Below are 23,514 nucleotides of genomic sequence, written 5' to 3'. Positions count from 1 at the left end.
CTAAAGTTTCTGCAAAAGGTAAAAATTTATTGTTCGTCTTTACAAAAGCCTGGTTATTGTTCTACGGCCATCAGACGTCGGTATTCATCCCACGCATAGAGGTCGGTCATACCGCTGATATAATCCTGCAGCAGGCGGCAACGGTAATAATATTCCCATAGCGGAAACTCAGGAGAATCTGACGGTAATTTACTGACAGCCTCGACATAGGCCAGCCGATGGCGCGTCGAGAGTTTGTTGAATAAGCGCGATTCAATAGGGAAACGTTTCACCCGTTCTTTTTCTACCAGTTCAGTAAAGTCTGATAACGACAGGCTTAATAAAGGGCGATAAATCTCTAATAATCCGCTAATGACCCGATAGCCCTGCAATTCAAGCTGCTCGACATCTGGATGGCTAAATACATGTTTTACAGCGACATTTTTATATAGCTTTAGAAGATCACTGCATTCGCTGGCATCTTCCAATAATGCATGATTAAACGTTCCGGCGAAAATCGCAGGCAGATTATCAATAAATCGTTGTGCCGCGTAGGGTACCAGTTTATTTAGGGTGTTTACCCGTAAATACATAAAAAACTGATCTTCCGTACTGCGGCTTAAACTATTTGAGCGTGATTTTTCCCAGGCATTTTCAACCACCAGCGAATAGAGCGAACCTTTCTCATGCTGGCCCCACGCTTCGTGCAAATGATGATAAAGCTGCTCAACGGTAAATATTCTTTTCTCTACCGCATCTTCAAGGTCTGCCACACAATAGGAGATGTCGTCGGCAGCTTCCATAATCCACGTTAATGGAAAACGACTGTAAAGCGCCAAATTAAGTTCTTTACGCAACCGGGCAATATAGGCTTCCTCAGAAAGATAATAACCCGGCTTTTTCATTAAATAGTGATGTGTCTCAGGCGTTTCACCACGCCACCACGCCGGACGAGTATATTTTAAAATACCGCCAACCTGTGCCCAGGTGAGATTCATCCGCATCAATGTATGCACCAGACGAATGCCTTGTGCATTCCCCTCAAAATGACATAAGTCCTGACGTATTTTGCGCCGCAGCTCGTTAAGCGGTTCTTCCCCGTCCCGTAAACGTAGTGCTGCCACGCTGCAGCGATCGTCAGTCAGAGGCTGGCTTTCGGCATCTTCCGGGTGCAAACGCTGGCGAAACCAGTCATTTATCGCCGCTTCGCCAAAATGACCAAACGGCGGATTGCCGATATCGTGCATAAGGCATGACATCTCAACAATGCTTTCAAAGGGGCCGGTCAGTTCATCCAGGCCGTATGCTTCCAGTAATTTAAGCTCTTTCAGACGGCTTAAAATTTCTTTGGCGATGTAGCGCCCCACCTGCTGGACTTCCATCGAGTGGGTAAGACGCGTGCGCACGGCGGCATTGCGCTCCAGTGGAAAAACCTGGGTTTTTTGTTGCAGACGACGAATTGCCGGAGAGTTGATGATACGCCCGCGATCGCTCTCGAAGATCCGTAGGATCTCATGTTCGGTTTTAACGCCCTGCGGTGAACGGTAACGACGATGCCAGTTTATTTTTTTTCGGAAATCAATCTGTGCCATGTCCTCTCCCGCGTGAGAAATACGCTTCCCCGTAAGCGCATGGTAAACTATGCCTTCAAATCGGGCTTATCGCGAGTAAATCTATGAAAATCGGCATCATTGGTGCAATGGAAGAAGAAGTTACGCTACTGCGTGACAAAATCGAAAACCGTCAAACTATCAGTCTCGGCGGTTGCGAAATCTATACCGGCCAACTGAATGGAACCGAGGTTGCGCTTCTGAAATCGGGCATCGGTAAAGTCGCTGCGGCGCTGGGTGCCACTTTGCTGTTGGAACACTGCAAGCCAGATGTGATTATTAACACCGGTTCTGCCGGTGGCCTGGCACCAACACTGAAAGTGGGCGATATCGTTGTCTCGGACGAAGCGCGTTATCACGACGCGGATGTCACGGCATTTGGTTATGAATACGGCCAGTTACCAGGCTGCCCGGCAGGCTTTAAAGCTGACGATAAACTGATCGCTGCCGCTGAGGCCTGCATTGCCGAACTGAATCTAAACGCTGTACGTGGCCTGATTGTCAGCGGCGACGCTTTCATCAATGGTTCTGTTGGTCTGGCGAAAATCCGCCACAACTTCCCACAGGCCATTGCTGTAGAGATGGAAGCGACGGCAATCGCCCATGTCTGCCACAATTTCAACGTCCCGTTTGTTGTCGTACGCGCCATTTCCGACGTGGCCGATCAACAGTCTCATCTTAGCTTCGATGAGTTCCTGGCTGTTGCCGCTAAACAGTCCAGCCTGATGGTTGAGTCACTGGTGCAGAAACTGGCACATGGCTAAGTCACTGTTCAGGGCGCTGGTCGCCCTGTCTTTTCTCGCGCCGCTGTGGCTCAACGCCGCGCCGCGCGTCATCACGCTTTCTCCCGCCAACACTGAACTTGCCTTTGCCGCCGGGATCACGCCGGTTGGGGTCAGCAGCTATTCCGACTATCCTCCACAAGCGCAAAAAATTGAGCAGGTTTCCACCTGGCAGGGGATGAATCTGGAACGCATTGTGGCGCTGAAACCCGATCTGGTGATTGCCTGGCGTGGAGGTAATGCCGAGCGGCAGGTTGACCAGCTGGCTTCTCTGGGAATAAAAGTGATGTGGGTCGATGCGACAAGCATTGAACAAATTGCCAATGCGTTACGTCAACTGGTCCCCTGGAGTCCGCAACCGGATAAGGCCGAACAAGCCGCGCAATCCCTGCTGGACCAGTACGCGCAATTGAAAGCGCAATATGCTGATAAACCTAAAAAACGTGTTTTTCTGCAATTCGGCATTAATCCGCCATTTACTAGTGGAAAAGAGTCGATTCAAAACCAGGTACTCGAAGTTTGTGGCGGAGAAAACATCTTTAAAGACAGCCGGGTTCCCTGGCCGCAAGTTAGCCGCGAACAGGTGTTAGCACGCGCGCCACAGGCGATTGTCATTACAGGCGGACCGGACCAAATTCCTAAAATCAAACAATACTGGGGTGAACAGCTCAAAATTCCCGTTATTCCTCTCACGAGTGACTGGTTTGAACGTGCAAGCCCACGTATTATCCTCGCTGCACAACAGCTCTGTAATGCGCTTTCACAGGTAGATTAATGCCTGACCTTTTCAGGTGCTCAGTGGGGATTGAACAATGCTCGTCTATTGGCTGGATATAGTCGGCACAGCGGTATTTGCTATCTCTGGCGTTTTGTTAGCCGGAAAATTGCGTATGGACCCTTTTGGTGTTCTGGTATTGGGCGTGGTTACCGCAGTAGGCGGCGGAACAATTCGCGACATGGCGCTGGATCACGGCCCGGTATTTTGGGTGAAAGATCCCACCGATCTGGTCGTTGCAATGGTCACCAGCATGCTGACCATCGTGCTGGTGCGCCAGCCAAGACGCTTACCAAAATGGATGTTGCCGGTGCTGGACGCCGTTGGTCTGGCGGTGTTTGTCGGCATTGGCGTGAATAAAGCCTTTAATGCGGAAGCCGGTCCGTTAATCGCGGTTTGTATGGGCGTCATTACTGGCGTTGGAGGCGGGATCATTCGTGATGTACTTGCCCGCGAGATCCCCATGATTTTACGTACAGAAATCTACGCAACAGCCTGTATTATCGGCGGTATTGTCCACGCTACGGCTTATTACACATTTTACGTACCACTGGAAACAGCCAGTATGATGGGCATGGTCGTGACGCTATTGATTCGGCTGGCGGCTATTCGTTGGCATCTTAAGCTACCGACGTTTGCGCTGGATGAGAATGGGCGTTGAAGAGAGAAGATGTGCCGGATAGTTTATCCGGCACATGAACAACAGATTAGATGCTAAAGGAAGAACCGCAACCGCAGGTGCTTTTCGCGTTCGGGTTGGTCACGATGAAACGAGAACCTTCCAGACCTTCGGTATAGTCAACGGAACCGCCGACCAGATATTGCAGGCTCATCGGATCAACCACCAGGCCAACGCCCTGTTTTTCGATGGTCATATCGCCTTCGTTCACCTGATCATCAAAGGTGAAACCATACTGGAAGCCGCTGCAACCGCCACCGGTGATATACACGCGTAATTTCAGATTCGGGTTATCTTCGTCAGCGATCAGGCTTTTAACTTTGTTGGCTGCTGCGTCGGTAAACTCCAGCGGCAGTGCTACGTCATCACTCATATTTTGCTCCAAACGACATCGGCAATTGGGCAAATTCTAACCCAATAATAATCGCCATTATCTAATACCCTGGTATTTCGTTCAAGTATTCTCGCTGGCTGATGCGGCCTTGCTTCGCGCCAGTTGCTCAGCTTCCTGTTTCGCCAGCGTGCGCGCAAGAATCGCCGAGTATAGCGGTTTCCCGCCGGTAAATTGCGCTAATAGTGTTGCGCCAAGACCGGTAATAATCATTGGCAAAATGAGCTGGTAGTTATCGGTCATTTCCAGAACCAGAATGATCCCCGTTAACGGCGCGCGAATAGATGCCGCCAGTAATGCCCCCATTCCGGCAATAGCAAATGTCCCCGCCTCAAGGTGATATTGCGGAAACAGCTCAACGGCAACCATTCCGAAAGCGGTTCCCAGCACAGTACCCAGCGCCAGCATCGGGGCAAAAATACCGCCCGGCGCGCCGGAAGAGAAGCAGAGTAAGGTGGTAATGACCCGCGCGACGAAGATAAACACCAGCATTCCCATGCTGAAATTCCCCGCGGTAGCGATAGGAATCAGGTTAAAACCGCCGCCCGACGTTGCTGGTGCCACAAACCCCAGCAATCCACACAGACCGCCAATTGCACCGCCCATCAGTACCCATTTGGTAATATTGCCGCCGTGCACACGGTGCAGCAAATCCTGCATCCCCAGCACCCATTTATTAAAAATAGGGCCGAAAATGCCAAAAATAATACCGAGGATCAGATAAAGCCACAGCGTATTAAGCGGCGCGTCAGAAAGTTTACCGACGTCAATCAACGCAACTTCATGATTAAAAATCCGGTACATAATGGTCGACATAATGACGCCAATAAATACCGCTTTAATCGAAATTAACGTATAGCGAAACTGCGGACGCATCTCTTCGATAATAAACAAAATACCCGCCAGCGGGGCGTTAAAGGCCGCAGCCAGCCCCGCCGCAGCACCGGTTGCCAGCAGCGTATGGCGCGCTTCATCACCTTTCAGGCGGAAAATATCAAGCACCATGCGACCGATATTGCCGCCGATCTGTACGGTTGGCCCTTCGCGGCCCAGCACCATGCCTCCGCCGAGTGTTCCCAGCCCGCCAAAGAATTTCACCGGCAACACACGCCACCAGCGAACGGGACGTTGATCTTCCAGCGCCCCTTCAATTTCCGGGATCCCCGAACCACCTGCTTCCGGCGCGTATTTGCGCACCAAAAAGTAGCCGAACATCGCCAGCACCGCCGAACAGAGAAAAGCGACGGTTAACAGTAGCGGATAATTATCAGCAGTATGTACCAGTGCCCCCATACGTTGGTTCTGCAACCAGGCGACACCTTTGTCAAAAGCAACCGCAGCCAGCCCGACAAGCGTGCCGACGACAGCCGCCATAAACAAAATGGCTAACGGGGTTTTATCGCGCTCAAGAAGTTGGCGAATCAGTTGTCTGCGTCGCAGGCGCGCGGCCTGCGGTGTTTCTAAAGAGGGAGTATCAGTTTTCATCCAATGATCACTTATTGGTCATACAAATAAGATGACGGCATTTTACTCGCACGTTCCATGAAAATCCTTTGCAAAGCGTAATGTTTCAAATGCACAAAACTTTTATACTCTAAGAAATCAGGATTGCACCAGTACAAGCAGCCTGATGTTTGACGAGTATTTAACTTGTTATGAATAACATAGAATAGCAGCCATTCACTTTTTCTACGAATCAGGAACCCTCCATGAGTAAGTCTGAAAATCTTTACAGCGCAGCGCGCGAGCTGATCCCTGGCGGTGTGAACTCCCCTGTTCGCGCCTTTACTGGCGTGGGCGGCACTCCACTGTTTATCGAAAAAGCGGACGGCGCTTATCTGTACGATGTTGATGGCAAAGCCTATATCGATTATGTCGGTTCCTGGGGGCCGATGGTGCTGGGCCATAACCATCCGGCGATCCGCAATGCCGTGATTGAAGCCGCCGAGCGTGGTTTAAGCTTTGGTGCACCAACCGAAATGGAAGTGAAAATGGCGCAACTGGTGACCGAACTGGTCCCGACCATGGATATGGTGCGCATGGTGAACTCCGGCACTGAAGCGACGATGAGCGCCATCCGCCTGGCCCGTGGTTTTACCGGTCGCGACAAAATTATTAAATTTGAAGGTTGTTACCACGGTCACGCTGACTGCCTGCTGGTGAAAGCCGGTTCTGGCGCACTCACGTTAGGCCAGCCAAATTCGCCGGGCGTTCCGGCAGATTTCGCCAAACATACCTTAACCTGTACTTATAACGATCTGGCCTCTGTACGCGCCGCGTTTGAGCAATACCCGCAAGAGATTGCCTGTATTATCGTCGAGCCGGTGGCAGGCAATATGAACTGCGTTCCACCGCTGCCAGAGTTCCTGCCAGGTCTGCGCGCGCTGTGCGACGAATTTGGCGCGTTGCTGATCATCGATGAAGTGATGACCGGTTTCCGCGTAGCGCTAGCTGGCGCACAGGATTATTACGGTGTGGAACCGGATCTCACCTGCCTCGGCAAAATCATCGGCGGTGGAATGCCGGTAGGCGCATTCGGTGGTCGTCGTGATGTAATGGATGCGCTGGCCCCGACCGGTCCGGTCTATCAGGCGGGTACGCTTTCCGGTAACCCGATTGCGATGGCTGCTGGTTTCGCCTGTCTGAATGAAGTCGCACAGCCGGGCGTTCACGAGACGCTGGATGAGCTGACAACACGTCTGGCAGAAGGTCTGCGGGAAGCGGCAGAAGAAGCCGGAATTCCGCTGGTGGTAAACCACGTTGGCGGCATGTTCGGTATTTTCTTTACCGACGCCGAGTCCGTGACGTGCTATCAGGATGTGATGGCCTGTGACGTGGAACGTTTTAAGCGTTTCTTCCATATGATGCTGGACGAAGGTGTTTATCTGGCACCGTCAGCGTTTGAAGCGGGCTTTATGTCTGTGGCGCACAGCATGGAAGATATCAATAACACCATCGATGCTGCACGTCGGGTGTTTGCGAAGTTGTGATGATTTTGCCTCGCCCACCGGGCGAGGCATTCTATTAACGGCTCTGCTTTCTCAACAAATAGATAAAATATGGCGCGCCGATAAAGGTTGACAGCAGCCCCGCCGGGATCTGGAATGGAAACAATACCATCCGCCCACACCAGTCAGCGAACACCAGCAGTAAACCACCCACCAGCGCCGAAATTACGATGTGTGGCATCGTCCGTCGAAAACCCATCATCCGCGCAATATGCGGTGCCATTAAACCAACAAAACTCAACGGTCCAATAGTCATCGTCGCGGTCGCCGTCAGGCAAGCCGCTAATAGCAGCAGCGCAATTCGCGTCGGCGTCAGCGCCATTCCCACGGCTCGTGCGGTATCACCTCCCAGCGGTAAAATGGTCAGCCAGCGGCGGCACAGCGGGGTAATCGCCAGCAAAATTACCATCACAATTCCCGTGCGCCAGACCTGCGCATCGGTCGCGTTGTAGGTCGAACCGGAAATCCAGGTCAGAACTTGCGCCATTCGCGGGTCACCACTTGCCTGCAACATCATCAAAAGCATGGTGAACGCGGTACTTAACGCCATCCCCGCCAGTAACATGCGGTGTGGAGAAAATCCACCGCGTCCGGCGGCGATCATAATGATCAACAGCGTCACCGCCGCCCCGAGACTACCCGCGGGTAACAGCCAGCCAAAGGCATTACCCGGCACCAGAAACAGCATTAACACCACGCCAAACGCCGCGCCGGAGCTAATCCCCAGCACTTCCGGGCTTGCCATCGGGTTGCCGGTCAGTCGCTGAATAATACAGCCCGCCACCGCCAGCATGACGCCCGCAAACAGCGCCGCCATAATTCGCGGCCAGCGCCAGGGCATCAAATCCTCGAGCAACGCCCCGCTAGCCCACGTCCAGCCGTGCGCATCACGACCAAACGACAGCGCTACCACCACAGCCATCAACAGCAGCACGCCGCCCGCGAGGGCAAACGCCAGCACATGTTGGCGTTCAGCCGCGACACGATCGTTGACCTTCATATCCGGCGCGCTAATGCTGCGTAAACGCGGCAGCAGCCACAGTAGCAGCGGCGCACCGATCAACGCAGTGACCGAACCGGTGGAAACTTCCATCCACACGCGAGTCAGCCAGAGGATGATTTGATCAGAAAGCCACAGAATTAACGCACCAATCAGCGACGCCAGCATTAACCGTGGCAGCAGACGCCGCGCCCCCAGCATTTTTGCCAGCAGCGGCGCGAACAACCCGATAAAGCCGATAATCCCCACTGCATTCACCAGCAGCGCACTGATGACTATCGCCAGCGACAGCGCCGCCAGACGCGCCAGCGACAAGGCCAGACCGAGATTGCGCGCCACGCCATCATCAAGCCCCATCAGGGTTAACGGGCGAAGTAGCAATAACGTCAGCATCACGCCGCCCAGCAGCTGCGGCCATAAACGCTCAACGCCGCCCCAGTCGGTTTGCGTCAGCGTTCCGGTGCTCCACAGGAACATGCTTTGCAACTGGTCATGATGGAAGATAACCAGTAACTGATTGATTGCCCCACAATAAAGGCTCACTACCAGCCCCGCGAGGATCAGCGTTACCGGCGAAAGCCGTTTCCCCCACGCGACGCCAAAGACAATTAAGCCAACAACGCAAGCCCCTGCCAGCGCAGCAAACTGGCTCGCCATAGCACCTGGGATCGCCCAGAGCGTGGTGACGGTAATCCCCAGTTGCGCGCCTGTTGCAACACCCAACGTCGTCGGTTCCGCCAGCGGGTTACGCAGCACTTGCTGAAACAGCACGCCCACCAGCCCCAGGCCCGCGCCTACCAGTAGAGAAATCGCCAGACGCGGCAACAAGCTGTAGTGAAAAATCATCTGCTCGATGACGTCAATATCCGGCGACCAGGCGGCCTGCGCCCACTGGCTACGCGGCAGCGCCTGCGAGAAGTTCATCCAGGTCAGTGCCGTAGCGACAATCACTAACAGCGCCAGCAATAACGCAGGAAAAAGCGCAATTCGTTTACTCACGCTTTACCTCCGATGGCGTTATCCAGAATACGCACAAAGTGCATTGCAGAAAGCGTCGCACCATAGAACCAGACCGCCGGAACGCGCTGAAAGCGTCCGGCGCGGACAAACGGCATGGCCTGCCACAGCGGGGTTGCCATTAGCGCATCCATGTCTTTGCTGTTGTCGTGATCAAAACAGAGCACATCAACGTCTTTATACGCTGCCAGACGATCGATACTGACGGCGGTACTGCCCCAGAAGTTGGTTTCCCCTTGCCAGGCATTTGGGATGCCGTACTCATCGAGAATTTCCTGGAACAAGCTGTTTGGACCGAAGACCAACATATGGCGCGGATCGATAAGCGTCGTCAGCAATAACGGGCGCGCACCACGCTTCACAAAGCGGGGTTTCATGCTGCGGATAAAGTCTTCATAGTGCGCTAAATGCGTTTCTGCTGCGCTTTGCAGGTTAAGTAAATCTGCCATTTCCGTCAGTGATTTACGCGCCATCGCCAGTGGCTGTTTGCCGTCGCTGAAGTTAAATCCGCGCCCCGGCGCAATACGTGCCAGCATTTCTGGTGAAGGGCCATATCCTGCCGACCAGATCATAAACGACGGTTTCATTTCGGTCAGCAGTTCAAGGTTGGGTTCTGTACGCAAACCAACGTCAATCACTGAGTCCGGCAATGGCGGTTCGCTGACCCACAGGCGATAGTTGATGGTGTCCGCCACGCCGTAAGGCACGATGCCGAGCGCCAGCAGTAATTCCACCGGCAACCACTCCAGCGCCACAATACGATTGGGATCAATAATCGCCGCGTGGGCGGTATTCATCTGCCATAACAACGGAGAAAGCGCCATCGCCGTTAACAGTCGGCGGCGCGAAATAAGAGGTAAGCCGCTCATCAATAAACAAAACTCACAGGTGCAGCACCCGCCGGATGCGGCAGAATACCCATCGGGATGCCATAAATCATTTCGAGGGTTTCGCCGCGCATAATTTCCGCAGGCGTTCCCTGAGCAATCATTTCACCACCGCGCAGGGCGACCAGATAATCACAGTAGCGCGCAGCCATATTAATATCGTGCAGCACGGCAATGACCGTCAGACCACGTTCCTGACTTAAACGATGCACCAGCGCCAGCACATCAACCTGGTGGGCGATATCCAGCGCCGAGGTCGGTTCGTCGAGCAACAGACAACGGCTATCCTGCGCCACCAGCATAGCGATCCACGCCCGCTGACGTTCGCCGCCAGAGAGACTATCGACCAGCCGATGCGCCAGCGGTTTTAAGCCAACCAGCGAAATCGCCTCTTCGACCTTTTCGCGATCTGCCGCACCAAAGCGCCCCAGTGCGCCATGCCACGGGTAACGACCAATCGCCACCAGTTCACGCACGGTCATCCCTTCTGCCGGAGGAAGCTGCTGCGGCAAATAAGCCACTTTGCGGGCGAACGCTTTGCTGCTCCAGCTTTCCAGCGGCTGGGCATCAAGAAGAATTTCGCCTTCCGACGGTGGCTGATGACGGCCAAGCATTTTGAGCAGAGTGGATTTACCAGAACCGTTGTGACCAATCAAACCAGTCACTTTCCCGGCAGGAAAGGTTAACGACAGCGGATGCAAAAGCGTGCGCCCTGGCACACGAAAGGAGATATTACGCAGTGCAAAAGTGGTATCGGAATGATTCGTGTATTCCTGCATAACAGCCAACTTGTGAAGCGGGCACGGAAATCCGTGCCCCAAAGAAAAAATTAGAAACGGAAGGTTGCGGTTGCAACGACCTGACGTTCTGCGCCCCAGAAGCAGCCATAGGTCTGGAAGCAACTGGCAACATACTCACGATCGAGCAAATTGTTGACGTTCACAGCAAGGCTGGATCCCGCCATACCAAAGCGTGCCAGATCATATTTTACAACAGCATCCATTACAGCTGCGCTACCCACTTTAAAAGTGTTCGCCGGATCACCATAGCTGGAACCAATAAAACGACCACCTGTTCCCAATGTTAAACCAGAAAGCGGCCCTTCATTGAAGGTATAATCCCCCCAGAGAGATGCCATATGCTCCGGTACTTGTTCTGGAGTTTTACCTTTGAGATTGGTGTCTTTGGTGTATTCCGCATCTGTGTAGGTATAAGAAGCCGTCAAGTTAATATTGGCATTTAACGCCGCTTTTGCTTCAAGTTCCACACCACGAGCGCGAATCTCACCTGCTGGGACTTGCGCTAACGGGTTTGTTGGGTCTGCTGTCAGGTTATTTGTTTTCGTCAATTGATAGACTGCGCCCGTAACAACGACCGGCATATCATTCGGAACATATTTTACGCCAGCTTCATACTGTTCACCTTTCGATGGCTTATAGGAAACGCGCGGGTTGCTCCACAGATCGAAAGCACTCGGTTCAAAGGACTGGCTATAACTAAAGTAAGGTGAAATACCATTATCGAATAAGTAGTTTACACCACCGCGCCAGGTGAACTGATGATCATTACGCTCAATATAACCTTCAGTCGGCGTATAAGAGTTTTCACGAACAGTGGTCGCTTGCTTAGACCAATCGTAGCGTCCCCCCAGAGTGAATACCCATTTATTCCATTCCGCCTGATCCTGAACATAAATACCTGTTTGTTTGCTTTCATTCATTTGGTATGGCTCTGCGTTACCAAATGCAAAGTATTCAGGATGATATTTGTTATAAAGATCGATGGATGGTGCAGATCCAAAGCTGGCATTGATATCATTGCGCATACGCATGAAGTCTACCCCTGTCAGCAAAGTATGCTCGACTTCACCTGTAGCAAATTTACTTTCAAGTTGGGTATCAACGCTAAAGTTTTGCAGACGCTCATTATCCACCACTGTCCCGCGGTTTAGGGTATGACCATCGCTGGCAATCCCTGTGCCATAAACACTTTTCTGTGAGGTTTTCATTTCACTGAAACGCAGATTCTGACGCACGGTGAAGGTGTCATTAAAACCATGTTCAAAACTATATCCCACCATTTTCTGGTTACGGGAGTATGTATTATTCGATGCACCTTCATTGAAGTCAGTCGGTAGACGCTTACCATTAGGCAATGGCTCAACGGTCCCCTCTTTCGGCAACCAACCGTAATAACCCGTTTCTGGTTCGTTCTGAAAATAGGACAGGAAAGTAAAATTGGTTTTGTCGTCTGGACGCCATGAGAATGATGGAGCAATGGTATAACGCTGAGATTCAGAGTTTTTCTGCTGTTCGTTTGTTGAGCGTGCGAGGCCAGTCAAACGGTAGGAGAACTCACCGTTATCATCCAGCGCATCACTGAAATCGAATCCGGTCTGAAACAGATTATCCGTCCCCATTTTAAACTGAATTTCTTTCAGGGGTTCAGTTGTCGGACGCTTACTCACCATAGAAATAATCCCACCAGGATTACTTTTCCCATAGAGAACAGACGTCGGCCCGCGCATCAGTTCAACCCTCTCGAGCATGTAAGGATCAATCACAGCATCGTTATAAAAGTTGCCCTGAAGTTTTAGTCCATCAAGGTAGTTATTTTGATTCAGACCAACAGATGAGAAACCACGAATGATAACAAAATCATATGTATTAGAAGCACCACGACTGCTAACCGTAACGCCAGGTGTATAACCTAATGCTTCTTTTACAGACTGAAATTGATGCATCTGTATCTCTTCATTTGTCACAACCGAAATAGACTGCGGCGTTTTTTCAATTGGTGTATCCGTTTTAGTCGCAGTAGCAGAGTGCTTCGCCGCAATAGTTGCAGCAGGCCCCCATGCGCTTTCTTGCGGCGCAGGTGCAGCGGTAACGGTGATAGTGTCTTCTTTCGGTTCAACCGCTGCCTGTGCATAAACAGACATGCCGCTAACCGCTGTGGCTACTACAACTGCGATTTTACGCAGTGAGTGTTTTGGCTGAGCAGTTTTGGAACGCGCCATTGGTATATCTCTGATGTAAAGTGAATGATAACGTAAACGAGAATGATTATTATAAAGATGAGATAATATTCGAAACGCTGGCGGGTTCGCAAGCAGTACGCAATATGCGCATTCCTGAAGGGTTAATAAACAACCAGATGAAAAGAAAGGGTTAATACTTTGGGTGGGATGTTATTTTACCGGATGGCTACTCGCCATCCGGTATGTCACGCTTAGACGTTAATTACTACCAAACATATCCTTGATCCAACCGGCTACACCGTCGCTGTCTTTCTGCTCTTGCTGAGCAGGTTGCTGTTGCGGCTGTTGCTGCGGCTGAGAAGACTGATCAAACGGATTGCCTGACGGCTGCTGCTGCATCTCACTCTGCTGGCACAGCGATTGCGGATCGCTGGTCCAGACCGGCAAGACACGCATGCCACCGCTGCAAACAAAGTTGCCGTCGTAGTCCACGCCCATATCTGCAATATCTTCTGGCGGAACAAGATTCAGCGGTGTTGGCGTCTGGTTAGCCAGATAACGCTGATAAATCGACATTGCCCCGCTGGCTCCATACAATTTGGTCGGTTGGTTGTTATCACGGCCTACCCAGGTGATGGTCACCGTACTGCCGTCAATGCCCGCAAACCAGGTATCTACGTTATTGTTGGTAGTCCCTGTTTTCCCTGCCAGATGCAGGTTCGGGTATTTCGCCCCAAGCTGACGCCCCGTACCACGTTGTACCACCTGCTGCATGGTCCATAGTGTCAGATACGCCGCCTGCGCCGGAACAGCGCGTTCCGCCTGCGGGAAGCTCTGATACAGCACTTTGCCATCTTCCGCAATTACCGAACGCAGCGCAGAAAGCGGTGCACGGTTACCGCCGCTGGCGATAGTCTGGAATGCCTGCGCCACTTCGATTGGCGTTAAGTTCAACGCCCCCAGCAGCATCGCCGGAACCGGATGCAGCTGATCTTTCGGTACGCCCAGTTTAATCCAGGTCTCCGTAACCGCAGGCAGCCCCAGCGCCATCCCCAGATTCACCGTCGGCACGTTCATCGAACGGGTCAACGCATCCACCAGCATCACTCTGCCGCTTTCGCTATAACGACGGTCATCGTTCTGCGGTGACCAGACCTGGCCATTCGGCTGACGTAGCGCGATTGGCGCATCCGCAATCCACGTGTTCAGGCGATAGATTTTCGGCTGGCTTAAGGCCGTCAGATAAGTCGCTGGTTTTGCAAGGGAACCAATCGAACGACGCGCCTGCATCGCACGGTTGTAGCCCGCAAACTGCGGCTCAGAACCACCAACCATCGCACGAACTTCACCACTAAAGCGGTCGACGACCACAATCGCGGTTTCAAGATCGCTCAGCTTACGCTGTTTCTTCAGTGCCGGAATGCCTTCCACGGCGGCTTTTTCTGCCGCGTCCTGGGCCACCGAGTCAAAGGTAGTGAAGATCTTCACGCCGGAGAGATCTTTTACCTTATCGCCCAGTTTTGCCTGCAACTCCTGACGCACCAGTTGCATAAAGGCTGGCTGAGGAGAGATCACCCCACCGCGCGGCTGAACACCCAGCGGACGTGCACTCAACATGTCATAGAGTTCTTGATCAATAATCTGTTGCTGTTGCAGCAGACGCAGCACCAGATTACGTCGCTCCAGCGCCAGTTTCGGGTTACGCCACGGGTTGTAGATGGACGCCCCTTTCACCATACCGACTAACAGCGCCTGCTGATCGAGGCTTAGCTCTTCTACCGGGCGACCAAAGTAATACAAGCTCGCCAGCGGGAAGCCGCGGATTTCGTTATCGCCGCTCTGACCGAGATACACCTCGTTCATATACAGCTCAAGAATACGGTCTTTGCTGTAACGCGCGTCCATGATCAGCGCCATGTAAGCTTCGTTCGCTTTACGCCAGTAAGAGCGCTCGCTGGAGAGGAACAGGTTTTTCACCAGCTGTTGCGTCAGCGTACTCGCACCCTGCACCGTGCGTCCGGCGGTCAGGTTTGCCAGCACCGCACGTCCGATGGAGTAGAGACTGATCCCATCATGCTCGTAAAAATGACGGTCTTCTGTCGCCAGCAAAGTATCCACCAGCAAATCAGGGAAACCACTGCGCGGCACAAACAGACGTTGCTCACCGTTTGGCGAGGAGATCATGGTGATCAGGCGCGGATCAAGACGGAAGAAACCAAACTGACGGTTGTTCTCCATATTGACGATCGTCGCCAGATGATCGCCATCAAAGGTCAGACGTGCACGCACCTGCCCTTCTTTACTGTCCGGGAAATCAAACGGACGGCGGATCATCTCAATGCTGTTGGCCTGCACGGTAAATTCGCCAGGACGGGTCATTTTCGACACCTGACGATACTGGGTCGCCTCCAGCAGCTTCACCATCTCGTTCTTGCTGATGGTCATGTCTGGCTCAAGGTTGACCATCCGGCCATAAACTGCCGCGGGCAGTTGCCAGACCTTACCATCAATACGGCTGCGAATTTTTTGATCGAGATAAACGCCGTAAATGGCGATCAGCACGGCAAAAACGATAGCCAGTTTTAGCAGCAGCCATAGCCAGCCGCGTTTGCCACGAGGCTTACGCCCTTTGCCTTTGCCCTTACCTTTGCGCGGCATCGGTTCTTCATCCTCATAGTCATCATAATCGTCGTAATCATCGTCATCTTCGTAACGACGACGGCTTACCTTTTGTTTGACCGGACGCGTCGGTTTCCCTTTGCGTCCAATTGGCTCGCGGTCATTCCCGGCCATGCTTTTTCTCCGCAATATTCAGGCGCAAAAGCCCGATTTTCTGTTCTTCTGTTGCAAGACAGAAGAAGATATCTCTCAAATTTACTTTGATCTTCACGAATACTTTTTCGTTCGTCGCGTTGGTGCTGTGTTTGCCGGGTCGTCCGGCCAGACATGTTTGGGATAACGCCCTTTCATCTCTTTTTGCACCTCACGGTACGCTCCTTTCCAGAAGGCCCCCAAATCACGCGTGATTTGCAGCGGCCTTTGGGCAGGGGAAAGCAACTCCAGCACCAGCGGCACGCGCCCCTGAGCGATCGTCGGATTGGTGGCCTCACCAAACATCTCCTGCATTCTCACCGCCAGCGCGGGCGGATTATCTTCATGATAACGAATGGCGATCCGGCTTCCCGTCGGCACAGTGTAATGCGCAGGCAATTCACTATCCAGACGTTGCTGCATTCCCCAATCAAGTAATCCGCGTAGTGCCTGATAAATGTCGAGTGATTTCAGGCCGCGTAGTGAATGTACGCCAGTCATATGTGGCAGCAGCCACGTTTCCAGCGCCGCCAATAAACTTTCATCATCAACCGCTGGCCAGTCATATTCCGGCAACCACTTTGCGGCGCATAACAAACGCAAGCGTAGCTGTTCCGCTTCCGCCGTCCAGTTGAGCACGCTTAAACCTTTATCGCGGATGCCGTTAAGCATCGCCTGATGCAACTCGTCTTCTGACGGTTTCGCCAGTGGCTGCACTTTCACCGTCAACTGACCGATTTGCAGCCGACGCCAGGCTTTCAGCGTACCTTGCGCGTCATCCCATTCCACGGTGTCAGATTGCTGCACCAGCTGCGGACAGCGTTGTACTAATTCATCAATATCGACCGGTAGCGCCAGTAAAATCCGCGCATCCGGCGAGGCGCTGCCCTGCAATAATAACGGTGCGATCAACCATTCGTGGCGACTTAGCGCGTCGTCGGCATCGAGCATCGCTCCCATGCCGTTTGCCAGTTGATAGCGTCCATCTTGCCCACGGCGGCGAGCAATGCGATCGGCAAACGCCCCGGCAAGTAGCGGCGCGATAAGCGAACTGTCTGCCTCACCGCCGCGTACGTTTAAGCGTTTTAACAGTTGCTGACTACGTTGCTGCCAGGCTGGTTGATTGCGCGAAAACGCCACGCCCAGGTCACTATTGCCCATCCGTGGCGGCTCTTCGAGAATGGCGGCAATTTTTGCCGCGGTAGCAGCTTCGTCGTCGCTCTTCGCGCTCACCAGCATTGCCGCTAAACGCGGATCGTTACCCAGCGCCGCCATTTTTTGCCCTTGCGCGCTTAGCCGTTCGCCATCCAGCCCCCCCAGCATCCGTAACAGGCGTTTCGCGGCCTGTAAATTCACTGCTGGCGGTTGATCCAGCCAGCTCATCTGCGCCGTATCGCTGCATCCCCATTGCAGTAATTCCATCAGCAAACCGGAAAGATCGCTTTGTAATATTTCCGGTTCACTTTGCGCCGCAGCGCGTTCTGCTTGTTCTTTGGCGATTAAATGCAGGCAGATACCCGGCTCCAGACGACCGGCGCGCCCGGCACGCTGCGTCATGGATGCCTGGCTAACGCGTTGAGTAATCAGTCGCGTAAGCCCCGTGCGCGGATCAAAACGCGCCACACGCTCCTGGGCACAATCCACCACCAGACGAATACCTTCAATGGTTAAACTGGTTTCAGCAATATTGGTCGCCAGCACCACTTTGCGCATCCCTTGCGGTGCCGGGAGGATCGCTTTTCGCTGAGCGTTCAGCGACAACGCGCCATACAGCGGGCAGAGCAACACATCACTGCCGATGCGCGAAGCCAGTTGTTCCTGCACACGCTGAATTTCTCCGACGCCAGGTAAAAATAACAGTAATGATCCGCTTTCCTGACGCAGTATTTCGGCGGTGGCTACCGCAACGGCTTCGTCAAAACGCTGATGCGTGGGCAGTGGTAAATAACGGCGTTCAACCGGAAACGAGCGCCCTTCTGAGATGATGACGGGCGCTTCTGGCAGCATTTGCTGCAAGCTGTCGTTGTCCAGCGTAGCCGACATAATCAGCAGTTTAAGGTCATCACGCAGACCTTGTTGCACATCGAGTAACAGCGCCAACGCCAAATCCGCCTGCAAGCTGCGCTCATGAAACTCATCGAGGATCACCAATCCAACACCGCTCAGTTCCGGGTCACGCTGGATCATGCGCGTCAGCACGCCTTCGGTAACCACTTCCAGGCGGGTATTCGGCCCGACGCAGTTTTGCGCACGCATCCGGTAGCCAACGGTATCGCCTGGCTTTTCGTTAAGCAGCTCTGCCAGTCGTTGCGCAACGTTACGCGCCGCCAAACGACGCGGCTCCAGCAGGATAATTTTCCCGTTAATGCCGGGATGCGCCAGCAGTTGCAGCGGCAGCCAGGTTGATTTCCCGGCCCCGGTCGGCGCACTTAATAACACCTGCGATGCACAATCGAGAGCAGCAAGTAACTCAGGTAAGACGGCAGCAACGGGCAACGACGACACAAAACGCTCCAGAGGGTTAACATTCTTCGCGCCACATTGTAGCATCGCGGTAATTCATAACCGAGTGCCTCACATGTCTGAACCGCAACGGCTGTTCTTTGCTATCGACTTACCTGCAGAAATCCGCGAACAGATTATCCACTGGCGCGCCACACACTTCCCACCTGACGCGGGACGTCCGGTCGCCGCCGATAATTTGCATCTGACTCTGGCATTTTTAGGCGAAGTGAGCGCCGAGAAAGAGAAGGCGCTTTCTCTTTTAGCCGGGCGGATTCGTCAACCGGGTTTCACACTCACGCTTGATGACGCCGGTCAATGGCTGCGTTCGCGTGTGGTGTGGTTAGGGATGCGTCAGCCACCACGCGGCTTAATCCAGCTGGCGAATATGCTCCGTTCACAGGCTGCCCGCAGCGGTTGTTTTCAAAGCAATCGTCCGTTTCATCCACATATTACCTTATTGCGCGACGCCAGCGAGGCGGTGACAATCCCGCCGCCAGGTTTTAACTGGTCGTATACGGTGACGGAGTTCACCCTTTACGCCTCCTCGTTTGCCCGTGGACGCACACGCTACACGCCGCTAAAACGCTGGGCGCTAACGCAATAACAAGGATTGTCGTAATGGAATTTTCTCCCCCTCTACAGCGCGCGACGCTAATTCAGCGTTACAAACGTTTTTTAGCCGATGTGATCACACCCGATGGTCGCGAATTAACGCTACACTGCCCGAATACGGGTGCGATGACCGGTTGTGCAACGCCTGGCGATACCGTCTGGTATTCGACTTCAGACAACACCAAACGGAAATACCCACACACCTGGGAATTGACTCAAAGCCAGAGCGGCGCATTTATTTGCGTCAACACGCTTTGGGCTAACAGGTTGACGAAAGAGGCTATCCTTAATGAATCAATTTCAGAGCTGTCAGGCTATAGCTCGCTGAAAAGCGAAGTAAAATACGGCGCCGAACGCAGCCGTATTGACTTTATGTTGCAGGCGGATTCGCGTCCAGACTGCTATATTGAAGTGAAATCGGTTACGTTAGCGGAGAACGAACAGGGATATTTTCCCGATGCGGTCACTGAACGAGGTCAGAAACACCTTCGGGAGTTGATGAGCGTAGCGGCTGAAGGCCAGCGTGCGGTTATCTTTTTCGCCGTGCTGCATTCAGCCATTACACGGTTTTCACCCGCGCGCCACATCGATGAGAAATACGCGCAACTATTGTCAGAAGCTCAACAGAGGGGGGTAGAAATTCTGGCTTACAAAGCGGAACTTTCTGCTGAAGGCATGGCTCTTAAAAAATCACTGCCGGTTACATTGTAGTAAAGTATGTAACTGGTTAATTTACATTCTGGTCGCGTGCGCAAATACGCTTTTCCTCACACAGTTGTCAAGTGTTACGTTTAGATAATTGCTATCCGGAAAAGCATCTGCTATTTATAGCGGCCTCATTTTTCCCCCGAACATGGGGATCGATAGTGCGTGTTAAGGAGAAGCAACATGCAAGAAGGGCAAAACCGTAAAACATCGTCCCTGAGTATTCTCGCCATCGCTGGGGTGGAACCATATCAGGAGAAGCCGGGCGAAGAGTATATGAATGAAGCCCAGCTGGCGCACTTCCGTCGTATTCTGGAAGCATGGCGTAATCAACTCAGGGATGAAGTCGATCGCACCGTTACACATATGCAGGATGAAGCAGCCAACTTCCCGGACCCGGTAGACCGTGCAGCCCAGGAAGAAGAGTTCAGCCTCGAACTGCGTAACCGCGATCGCGAGCGTAAGCTGATCAAAAAGATCGAGAAGACGCTGAAAAAAGTGGAAGACGAAGATTTCGGCTACTGCGAATCCTGCGGTGTTGAAATTGGTATTCGCCGTCTGGAAGCGCGCCCGACAGCCGATCTATGCATCGACTGCAAAACGCTGGCTGAAATTCGCGAAAAACAAATGGCTGGCTAATTACAGCCGTTCCATCACGTTTACCACAGGCGGGAAATGCTCCCGCCTTATTTTTTGTTCAACGAGATGACAGACACACACTATATTGGCCGCTTTGCTCCCTCTCCTTCCGGCGAACTTCATTTTGGCTCTCTGATTGCCGCGCTTGGCAGCTATTTACAGGCTCGCGCCCGGCACGGTCGCTGGCTGGTACGCATAGAAGATATCGACCCGCCTCGTGAAGTTCCCGGTGCCGCAGAGACTATCCTGCGCCAGCTGGAACATTACGGTCTGCACTGGGACGGCGACGTTCTCTGGCAATCGCAACGTCACGACGCCTATCGCGAAGCACTCGCCTGGTTACATGAGCAAGGACTAAGTTATTACTGCACCTGCACGCGCGCGCGTATTCAAAGCATTGGCGGTATTTACGACGGTCATTGCCGGGAATTGCATCATGGACCAGACAACGCCGCAGTGCGTATCCGCCAGCAGCATCCGGTTACTCAATTTACTGACCAGCTGCGCGGCATTATTCACGCCGACGAAAAACTGGCGCGGGAAGATTTTATTATTCATCGCCGTGATGGTTTGTTTGCCTATAACCTGGCGGTGGTGGTGGATGATCACTTCCAGGGCGTGAGCGAAATTGTCCGCGGGGCAGATTTGATCGAACCGACAGTGCGGCAAATCTCGCTGTACCAGCTTTTTGGCTGGCAAGTGCCAGATTACATTCATCTTCCGCTGGCGCTTAATCCACAAGGCGCTAAACTTTCCAAGCAGAATCATGCGCCTGCGTTGCCGAAAGGCGATCCGCGCCCGGTACTAATCGCGGCACTTCAATTTCTGGGTCAGCAGGCAGAAGCACACTGGCAGGATTTCAGCGTCGAGCAAATCCTTCAGTCAGCCGTCAAAAACTGGCGGCTTACCGCCGTGCCTGAGTCGGCAATTGTAAATTCAACATTCTCAAATGCGTCATGCTGAGCTATGATTAGCCGCTATTTTTTTGTCCTGAATGATGTTTGACACTACCGAGGTGTACTATTTTTACCCGAGTCGCTAATTTTTGCCGCAAGGTGCTAAGCCGCGAGGAAAGCGAGGCTGAACAGGCAGTCGCCCGTCCACAGGTGACGGTGATCCCGCGTGAGCAGCATGCTATTTCCCGCAAAGATATCAGTGAAAATGCCCTGAAGGTAATGTACAGGCTCAATAAAGCGGGATACGAAGCCTGGCTGGTTGGCGGTGGCGTGCGCGACCTGTTACTTGGCAAAAAGCCGAAAGATTTTGACGTAACCACTAACGCCACGCCTGAACAGGTACGTAAACTGTTCCGTAACTGCCGCCTGGTGGGTCGCCGTTTCCGTCTGGCTCATGTGATGTTTGGCCCGGAGATTATCGAAGTTGCGACCTTCCGTGGACATCACGAAGGTAACGTCAGCGACCGCACGACCTCCCAACGCGGGCAAAACGGCATGTTGCTGCGCGACAACATTTTCGGCTCCATCGAAGAAGACGCCCAGCGCCGCGATTTCACTATCAACAGCCTGTATTACAGCGTGGCAGATTTTACCGTCCGTGATTACGTTGGCGGCATGAAGGATCTGAAGGACGGCGTTATCCGTCTGATTGGTAACCCGGAAACGCGCTACCGTGAAGATCCGGTACGGATGCTGCGCGCGGTACGTTTTGCCGCCAAATTGGGTATGCGTATCAGTCCTGAAACCGCAGAACCGATCCCTCGCCTGGCTACCCTGCTGAACGATATTCCACCGGCACGTCTGTTTGAAGAATCTTTGAAACTGCTGCAAGCGGGCTACGGTTACGAAACCTATAAGCTGCTGTGTGAATATCACCTGTTCCAGCCGCTGTTCCCGACCATTACCCGCTACTTCACGGAAAATGGCGACAGCCCGATGGAGCGGATCATTGAACAGGTGCTGAAGAATACCGATACGCGTATCCATAACGATATGCGCGTGAACCCGGCGTTCCTGTTTGCCGCCATGTTCTGGTACCCACTGCTGGAGACGGCACAGAAGATCGCCCAGGAAAGCGGCCTGACCTATCACGACGCTTTCGCGCTGGCGATGAACGACGTGCTGGACGAAGCCTGTCGTTCACTGGCGATCCCGAAACGTCTGACGACGTTAACCCGCGATATCTGGCAGTTGCAGTTGCGTATGTCCCGACGTCAGGGTAAACGCGCCTGGAAACTGCTGGAGCATCCTAAGTTCCGTGCGGCATACGACCTGTTGGCCTTACGAGCCGAAGTTGAGCGTAACGCTGAACTGCAACGTCTGGTGAAATGGTGGGGTGAGTTCCAGGTTTCCGCGCCACCAGACCAAAAAGGGATGCTTAACGAACTGGATGAAGAACCGTCACCGCGTCGCCGTACTCGTCGTCCACGCAAACGCGCACCGCGTCGTGAGGGTACCGCATGACAGTGGCGTATATTGCCATCGGCAGCAATCTGGCCTCTCCGCTGGAGCAGGTCAATGCTGCCCTGAAAGCATTAGGCGATATTCCAGAAAGCCGCATTCTTGCTGTTTCTTCGTTTTACCGCACCCCACCGCTGGGGCCGCAAGATCAACCCGATTACTTAAATGCAGCCGTCGCGCTGAAAACCACTCTTGCCCCTGAAGAGCTACTCAATCACACACAGCGTATCGAATTGCAGCAAGGTCGCGTCCGTAAAGCTGAACGCTGGGGACCGCGCACGCTGGATCTCGACATCATGCTGTTTGGTAATGAAGTAATAAATACCGAACGTCTGACCGTTCCGCACTACGATATGAAAAATCGCGGCTTTATGCTGTGGCCACTGTTTGAAATTGCGCCGGAATTGCTATTTCCTGATGGCTTATCATTAGTTGAAGCTCTACAGGCAAAAGGCTTTAATGAATTAGATAAGTGGTAATTATTATTCGTGTGAATATAAATATATTCTGAAAACAACCTCAAGTTATTGCCAAAACAATATCATTAAGATAAATAAAATTTTAGAAAATATAATATACCTTCCCGTAATTCTCACGCCATACACTATCCCTCTTAGCTTTCAAATTTAATTTTACTAACTTTTATTTTTAGTAAAATTAAATTGCATATGCTATCACATTATGCAAAATAGCCATCCCGATGATGAATGAATGTAA

Annotated in this window: 21 protein-coding genes; 10 read left to right on the top strand and 11 right to left on the bottom strand. The window is 52.7% G+C overall.

Annotated elements, in window-relative coordinates; translation table 11 throughout:
* Positions 1-53: 53 nt before the first annotated feature.
* The gene (gene dgt, locus ACJHWT_RS09055; RefSeq protein ID WP_000057076.1) at positions 54-1,571 is read right to left on the bottom strand and encodes a dGTPase; all 1,518 of its coding nucleotides are present in this window, start codon (positions 1,569-1,571) and stop codon (positions 54-56) included.
* Between the two features lie 83 nt (positions 1,572-1,654).
* Here dgt and mtnN point away from each other — a divergent pair, with 83 nt between their 5' ends.
* Genes mtnN through ACJHWT_RS09040 form a run of 3 tightly spaced genes read left to right on the top strand, consistent with a single transcriptional unit; the run spans position 1,655 to position 3,807 of the window.
* Complete coding sequence (mtnN, locus tag ACJHWT_RS09050) at positions 1,655-2,353, top strand: 5'-methylthioadenosine/S-adenosylhomocysteine nucleosidase (protein ID WP_000689844.1); 699 nt, start codon at positions 1,655-1,657, stop codon at positions 2,351-2,353.
* Complete coding sequence (gene btuF / locus ACJHWT_RS09045; RefSeq protein WP_001317626.1) at positions 2,346-3,146, top strand: vitamin B12 ABC transporter substrate-binding protein BtuF; 801 nt, start codon at positions 2,346-2,348, stop codon at positions 3,144-3,146. Before mtnN ends, btuF begins: the two co-directional genes overlap by 8 nt.
* A 37-nt stretch (positions 3,147-3,183) precedes the next feature.
* A complete protein-coding gene (locus ACJHWT_RS09040; RefSeq protein WP_000964223.1) occupies positions 3,184-3,807 on the top strand; it encodes a TRIC cation channel family protein in 624 nt (207 codons plus the stop codon).
* Positions 3,808-3,853: 46 nt separating this feature from the next.
* On the opposite strand, the gene erpA is transcribed toward ACJHWT_RS09040, so the two are convergent.
* Genes erpA through yadX form a run of 4 tightly spaced genes read right to left on the bottom strand, consistent with a single transcriptional unit; the run spans position 3,854 to position 5,760 of the window.
* A complete protein-coding gene (gene erpA / locus ACJHWT_RS09035; protein WP_001295564.1) occupies positions 3,854-4,198 on the bottom strand; it encodes an iron-sulfur cluster insertion protein ErpA in 345 nt (114 codons plus the stop codon).
* Positions 4,191-4,256 carry a small protein YadW gene (gene yadW, locus ACJHWT_RS09030; protein ID WP_120795373.1) on the bottom strand — a complete coding sequence of 22 codons (66 nt, stop codon included), beginning with the start codon at positions 4,254-4,256 and terminating at the stop codon, positions 4,191-4,193. The genes erpA and yadW overlap by 8 nt, the downstream gene beginning before the upstream one ends.
* Positions 4,257-4,279: 23 nt before the next feature.
* Positions 4,280-5,701, bottom strand: a complete 1,422-nt coding sequence (gene clcA / locus ACJHWT_RS09025; RefSeq protein WP_000845394.1) for a H(+)/Cl(-) exchange transporter ClcA — start codon at positions 5,699-5,701, stop codon at positions 4,280-4,282.
* A gap of 11 nt (positions 5,702-5,712) precedes the next feature.
* The gene (yadX, locus tag ACJHWT_RS09020) at positions 5,713-5,760 is read right to left on the bottom strand and encodes a protein YadX (RefSeq protein WP_211180485.1); all 48 of its coding nucleotides are present in this window, start codon (positions 5,758-5,760) and stop codon (positions 5,713-5,715) included.
* A 165-nt stretch (positions 5,761-5,925) separates the two neighbouring features.
* Between yadX and hemL the strand changes: the two genes are divergently transcribed.
* Positions 5,926-7,206, top strand: a complete 1,281-nt coding sequence (hemL, locus tag ACJHWT_RS09015) for a glutamate-1-semialdehyde 2,1-aminomutase (RefSeq protein WP_000045295.1) — start codon at positions 5,926-5,928, stop codon at positions 7,204-7,206.
* A 34-nt stretch (positions 7,207-7,240) separates the two neighbouring features.
* Here hemL and fhuB read toward each other — a convergent pair whose 3' ends face one another.
* The 6 genes from fhuB to hrpB all read right to left on the bottom strand — a co-directional run bounded on the left by fhuB (position 7,241) and on the right by hrpB (position 18,424).
* Positions 7,241-9,223, bottom strand: coding sequence for a Fe(3+)-hydroxamate ABC transporter permease FhuB (gene fhuB, locus ACJHWT_RS09010; RefSeq protein ID WP_000044054.1), 1,983 nt, complete (start codon positions 9,221-9,223; stop codon positions 7,241-7,243).
* On the bottom strand, positions 9,220-10,110 hold the full coding sequence (fhuD, locus tag ACJHWT_RS09005; RefSeq protein WP_001317625.1) for a Fe(3+)-hydroxamate ABC transporter substrate-binding protein FhuD: 891 nt from the start codon (positions 10,108-10,110) through the stop codon (positions 9,220-9,222). The genes fhuB and fhuD overlap by 4 nt, the downstream gene beginning before the upstream one ends.
* The gene (fhuC, locus tag ACJHWT_RS09000) at positions 10,110-10,907 is read right to left on the bottom strand and encodes a Fe3+-hydroxamate ABC transporter ATP-binding protein FhuC (RefSeq protein ID WP_001158929.1); all 798 of its coding nucleotides are present in this window, start codon (positions 10,905-10,907) and stop codon (positions 10,110-10,112) included. Before fhuC ends, fhuD begins: the two co-directional genes overlap by 1 nt.
* A gap of 50 nt (positions 10,908-10,957) precedes the next feature.
* Complete coding sequence (fhuA, locus tag ACJHWT_RS08995; RefSeq protein WP_000124376.1) at positions 10,958-13,147, bottom strand: ferrichrome porin FhuA; 2,190 nt, start codon at positions 13,145-13,147, stop codon at positions 10,958-10,960.
* A 219-nt stretch (positions 13,148-13,366) separates the two neighbouring features.
* Positions 13,367-15,901: a bifunctional glycosyl transferase/transpeptidase gene (mrcB, locus tag ACJHWT_RS08990; protein WP_000918166.1), complete on the bottom strand. Its 2,535-nt coding sequence runs from the start codon at positions 15,899-15,901 to the stop codon at positions 13,367-13,369.
* A gap of 93 nt (positions 15,902-15,994) precedes the next feature.
* A complete protein-coding gene (gene hrpB / locus ACJHWT_RS08985) occupies positions 15,995-18,424 on the bottom strand; it encodes an ATP-dependent helicase HrpB (RefSeq protein WP_001317623.1) in 2,430 nt (809 codons plus the stop codon).
* Between the two features lie 73 nt (positions 18,425-18,497).
* Here hrpB and thpR point away from each other — a divergent pair, with 73 nt between their 5' ends.
* The 6 genes from thpR (at position 18,498) to folK (ending at position 23,276) form a co-directional block, all read left to right on the top strand.
* Positions 18,498-19,028 carry an RNA 2',3'-cyclic phosphodiesterase gene (gene thpR / locus ACJHWT_RS08980; RefSeq protein WP_001294687.1) on the top strand — a complete coding sequence of 177 codons (531 nt, stop codon included), beginning with the start codon at positions 18,498-18,500 and terminating at the stop codon, positions 19,026-19,028.
* Between the two features lie 14 nt (positions 19,029-19,042).
* On the top strand, positions 19,043-19,747 hold the full coding sequence (gene sfsA, locus ACJHWT_RS08975; RefSeq protein ID WP_000396038.1) for a DNA/RNA nuclease SfsA: 705 nt from the start codon (positions 19,043-19,045) through the stop codon (positions 19,745-19,747).
* Between the two features lie 177 nt (positions 19,748-19,924).
* Positions 19,925-20,380 carry an RNA polymerase-binding protein DksA gene (dksA, locus tag ACJHWT_RS08970; protein WP_001155227.1) on the top strand — a complete coding sequence of 152 codons (456 nt, stop codon included), beginning with the start codon at positions 19,925-19,927 and terminating at the stop codon, positions 20,378-20,380.
* Between the two features lie 66 nt (positions 20,381-20,446).
* The gene (gluQRS, locus tag ACJHWT_RS08965) at positions 20,447-21,343 is read left to right on the top strand and encodes a tRNA glutamyl-Q(34) synthetase GluQRS (RefSeq protein ID WP_032148612.1); all 897 of its coding nucleotides are present in this window, start codon (positions 20,447-20,449) and stop codon (positions 21,341-21,343) included.
* Between the two features lie 59 nt (positions 21,344-21,402).
* Entirely contained in the window at positions 21,403-22,800 is a 1,398-nt protein-coding gene (gene pcnB, locus ACJHWT_RS08960) for a polynucleotide adenylyltransferase PcnB (protein WP_010723084.1), read from the top strand.
* Positions 22,797-23,276, top strand: a complete 480-nt coding sequence (gene folK / locus ACJHWT_RS08955; protein WP_000215150.1) for a 2-amino-4-hydroxy-6-hydroxymethyldihydropteridine diphosphokinase — start codon at positions 22,797-22,799, stop codon at positions 23,274-23,276. Before pcnB ends, folK begins: the two co-directional genes overlap by 4 nt.
* The last annotated feature ends 238 nt before the right edge of the window (positions 23,277-23,514 follow it).

Source organism: Escherichia sp. WS338, assembly GCF_046486405.1.
In the GTDB taxonomy this organism is placed as follows: Bacteria; Pseudomonadota; Gammaproteobacteria; order Enterobacterales; family Enterobacteriaceae; genus Escherichia; species Escherichia coli.
Note: the sequence above shows the minus strand (reverse complement) of the source record. Positions and strands in the feature narration are given on the sequence as shown.

Bases quoted from the DNA above. Each gene is read 5' to 3' on its own strand.
- dgt (WP_000057076.1), bottom strand. From the start codon at position 1,571: ATGGCACAGATTGATTTCCGAAAAAAAATAAACTGGCATCGTCGTTAC.
- mtnN (WP_000689844.1), top strand. From the start codon at position 1,655: ATGAAAATCGGCATCATTGGTGCAATGGAAGAAGAAGTTACGCTACTG.
- btuF (WP_001317626.1), top strand. From the start codon at position 2,346: ATGGCTAAGTCACTGTTCAGGGCGCTGGTCGCCCTGTCTTTTCTCGCG.
- ACJHWT_RS09040 (WP_000964223.1), top strand. From the start codon at position 3,184: ATGCTCGTCTATTGGCTGGATATAGTCGGCACAGCGGTATTTGCTATC.
- erpA (WP_001295564.1), bottom strand. From the start codon at position 4,198: ATGAGTGATGACGTAGCACTGCCGCTGGAGTTTACCGACGCAGCAGCC.
- clcA (WP_000845394.1), bottom strand. From the start codon at position 5,701: ATGAAAACTGATACTCCCTCTTTAGAAACACCGCAGGCCGCGCGCCTG.
- hemL (WP_000045295.1), top strand. From the start codon at position 5,926: ATGAGTAAGTCTGAAAATCTTTACAGCGCAGCGCGCGAGCTGATCCCT.
- fhuD (WP_001317625.1), bottom strand. From the start codon at position 10,110: ATGAGCGGCTTACCTCTTATTTCGCGCCGCCGACTGTTAACGGCGATG.
- fhuC (WP_001158929.1), bottom strand. From the start codon at position 10,907: ATGCAGGAATACACGAATCATTCCGATACCACTTTTGCACTGCGTAAT.
- fhuA (WP_000124376.1), bottom strand. From the start codon at position 13,147: ATGGCGCGTTCCAAAACTGCTCAGCCAAAACACTCACTGCGTAAAATC.
- mrcB (WP_000918166.1), bottom strand. From the start codon at position 15,901: ATGGCCGGGAATGACCGCGAGCCAATTGGACGCAAAGGGAAACCGACG.
- thpR (WP_001294687.1), top strand. From the start codon at position 18,498: ATGTCTGAACCGCAACGGCTGTTCTTTGCTATCGACTTACCTGCAGAA.
- sfsA (WP_000396038.1), top strand. From the start codon at position 19,043: ATGGAATTTTCTCCCCCTCTACAGCGCGCGACGCTAATTCAGCGTTAC.
- dksA (WP_001155227.1), top strand. From the start codon at position 19,925: ATGCAAGAAGGGCAAAACCGTAAAACATCGTCCCTGAGTATTCTCGCC.
- gluQRS (WP_032148612.1), top strand. From the start codon at position 20,447: ATGACAGACACACACTATATTGGCCGCTTTGCTCCCTCTCCTTCCGGC.
- folK (WP_000215150.1), top strand. From the start codon at position 22,797: ATGACAGTGGCGTATATTGCCATCGGCAGCAATCTGGCCTCTCCGCTG.